At 74.5% G+C, this 2,560-nt stretch carries 2 protein-coding genes and 1 pseudogene; 1 reads left to right on the top strand and 2 read right to left on the bottom strand.

All coding sequences use genetic code 11. The features are described 5' to 3' along the window. Positions 1-773: Bug family tripartite tricarboxylate transporter substrate binding protein (locus CH341_RS30560; RefSeq protein WP_111423337.1), on the top strand; the 773-nt coding region annotated here is incomplete at its 5' end. Positions 774-780: 7 nt separating this feature from the next. Here CH341_RS30560 and rsmD read toward each other — a convergent pair. Both rsmD and CH341_RS30550 read right to left on the bottom strand, forming a co-directional pair. Next, the gene (rsmD, locus tag CH341_RS30555) at positions 781-1,335 is read right to left on the bottom strand and encodes a 16S rRNA (guanine(966)-N(2))-methyltransferase RsmD (RefSeq protein WP_111423308.1); all 555 of its coding nucleotides are present in this window, start codon (positions 1,333-1,335) and stop codon (positions 781-783) included. After that, positions 1,335-2,560, bottom strand: a pseudogene (locus tag CH341_RS30550) (hypothetical protein); the annotation flags it as partial. The gene rsmD and the pseudogene CH341_RS30550, both read right to left, overlap by 1 nt.

Below are 2,560 nucleotides of genomic sequence, written 5' to 3'. Positions count from 1 at the left end.
GCGGCGGCGCCCTCGGCGCCCAGCGCATCGCCCGCGGCACCCCGGACGGCTACACCTTCGTGATGGGTAATGTCGGGACGCACGCCTATCATCCGACCTTGTATGCCAAGCCGCTCTACGACCCGGTGACCGATTTCGCGCCGGTGGGGCTGACCACCGAATCGCCGCGCCTCCTGGTGGCGCGAAAGACGCTGCCGATCGAGGATCTCAAGGGCTTCGCCGCCTATGTGAAGGCGCACCAGGGGGAGATGAGCTTCGGCTCCGGCGGCCTCGGCTCGGCCACCCATGTGCCGTGCCTCCTGGTCAACCAGGCGATCGGCGCGACCGTGACGCACGTGCCGTATCGCGGCGCCGCGCCCGCCATGCAGGACGTGATCGGCGGCCGCATCGACTACATGTGCGACTCGATCCAGACCGCGCTGCCGCAGGTCCAGGAGAAGAACGTGCGGGCGCTCGCCGTGCTGTCGCCGACCCGCTCGGCGATCCTGCCCGACGTGCCGACCGCCACCGAGGCCGGGCTGCCCGGCGTCGAGGCCAATGCCTGGAACGCCGTGTTCCTGCCCAAGGGAACGCCCGACGCGATCGTCAAGAAGCTCTCGGCGGCCGTCAACCAGACGCTCGACGATCCGCTGGTGAAGAAGCGCCTCGACGAGCTCGGCCTGTCCATCGTTCCGCCCGAGCGCCGCGGCCCCGACTACCTCGCCGCCTACGTGAAGGAGGAGGTCGCCCGCTGGGCCCCGCCCATCAAGGCCGCCGGCCTCAAGGTGGAGTAGGGCCCGCTCACGCCGCTCGGAGGAACGTCACGGCCGTGTCGTCCCAGGTGCGCCGCTCCAGCTCCTCGAAACCGTCGAGGGCGGGGAGCGGCGCATCGGCGGCCTCTTCCACCACCACCAATGCGTCCGGCGACAGCCAGCCGCCCACGCGGGCCGCCGTGAGGGCCGGGGCGGCCAGGCCCTTGCCGTAGGGCGGATCCAGGAAGGCGAGCGAGAACGGCGGCATCGGATGGGCGGGCCCGAGCTTTTGCGCGTCGCGGCGATAGATCTTGGTCACGCCGCCGAGGCCGAAGCTCTCGACGTTCTGGCGCAGCAGCGCGCGGGCCTCGGCCCCGTCGTCGACGAACAGCGTGAACGCCGCGCCGCGTGAGACCGCCTCGAGCCCGAGCGCGCCGGTGCCGGCGAAGAGATCCAGCACCCGCGCGTCGGTGATCGGATCGCCATAGGCGTGCGCCAGGATGTTGAACAGCGACTCGCGCAGGCGGTCGCTGGTCGGCCGGATCGCCGCCGAGCGCGGGCCGGCGAGGGTTCGCCCGCGCAGCCGGCCGCCGACGATCCGCATCAGCCGCCCCTGGGCCCGGACGGACGCGGGCCGCGGCCCCCCGGCTTGAAGCCGCCCGGCTTGCCGCCGGACTTGAAGCCCCCGGGCTTGCCACCGGCCTTGAAGCCACCCGGCTTGCCGCCGGCCTTGAAGCCACCCGGTTTGCGGTCACCCGACTTGAAGCCGCCCGGCTTGCCAGAGCCCTTGAAGCCGCCCGGCTTGCGGTCGCCGCCCGGACCGCCGGAGCGGCCGCCATCGCGGTCGCGGAACGGCCGATCACCCGCCGGCTTGCCGCGGAATGGCCGGTCACCTCGCGGCCGATCGCCGTCCGGACGATCACCTTGCGGACGGTCTCCGGCGGGACGGGCCCGGAACGGCTTGTCACCGGCCGGCTTGCCGCGGAACGGGCGGTCGCCCTGCGGCCGATCGCCGGCGGGACGGGCCCGGAACGGCCGGTCGCCTTGCGGGCGATCTCCTTCGGGGCGTTTGCGGAACGGGCGGTCGCCCTCGGCGCGAGCCCGGAACGGGCGGTCGCCCTGCGGCCGATCGCCCTCGGGACGCTTGCGGAACGGCCGGTCGCCTTCGGCGCGGGCCCGGAACGGGCGGTCGCCCTGCGGCCGATCTCCCTCGGGACGCTTGCGGAACGGCCGGTCGCCTTCGGCGCGGGCCCGGAACGGGCGGTCGCCTTGCGGGCGATCTCCCTCGGGGCGCTTGCGGAACGGCCGATCGCCGTCGGCGCGGGCCCGGAACGGCCGGTCGCCTTGCGGGCGGTCTCCCTCGGGACGCTTGCGGAAGGGTCGATCGCCCTCGGCGCGGGCCCGGGGCTGCCTTGCGCCGGGCGTGTCGATGTCCGGCCGGTAGGATTTTCGCGGTGCCGTGGCGACGACTTTCGGCTTGGCATCGCCGAACCGCTCGACCAGAACTTTTCGGCCCTTGCGGTCGGTCAGCAGGCCGGCGCGCTTGGTACCGGTCGGTTCCTCGCGCGGCGGCTTTCCTTCGCCGCGCGGGCCCTTGTACTGGGTGCGCAGCGGCGCGTCCTCGGAGCGCCAGGAGTGGCCGCGGCGCGGCCGGACCATCGGCTCCTCGGGTGCCTCGTCGCGATCGCGGCGGCGGAAGCGCGGCCGCTCGCCGGCATCGCTGCGGGCCCCGGCGCCGCGGCCGGGGCGCGCGTCGCGGGACGGGCGCGCATCACGGGACGGGCGCGCATCACGAACCGGCTTTGCGCCGCCGGTCGCCCGGGCGCCGC

This window comes from Rhodoplanes roseus (assembly GCF_003258865.1).
Classification (GTDB): Bacteria; Pseudomonadota; Alphaproteobacteria; order Rhizobiales; family Xanthobacteraceae; genus Rhodoplanes; species Rhodoplanes roseus.
The sequence above is the reverse complement of the archived record's forward strand: the minus strand, read 5'-3'. Positions and strand labels throughout refer to the sequence as shown.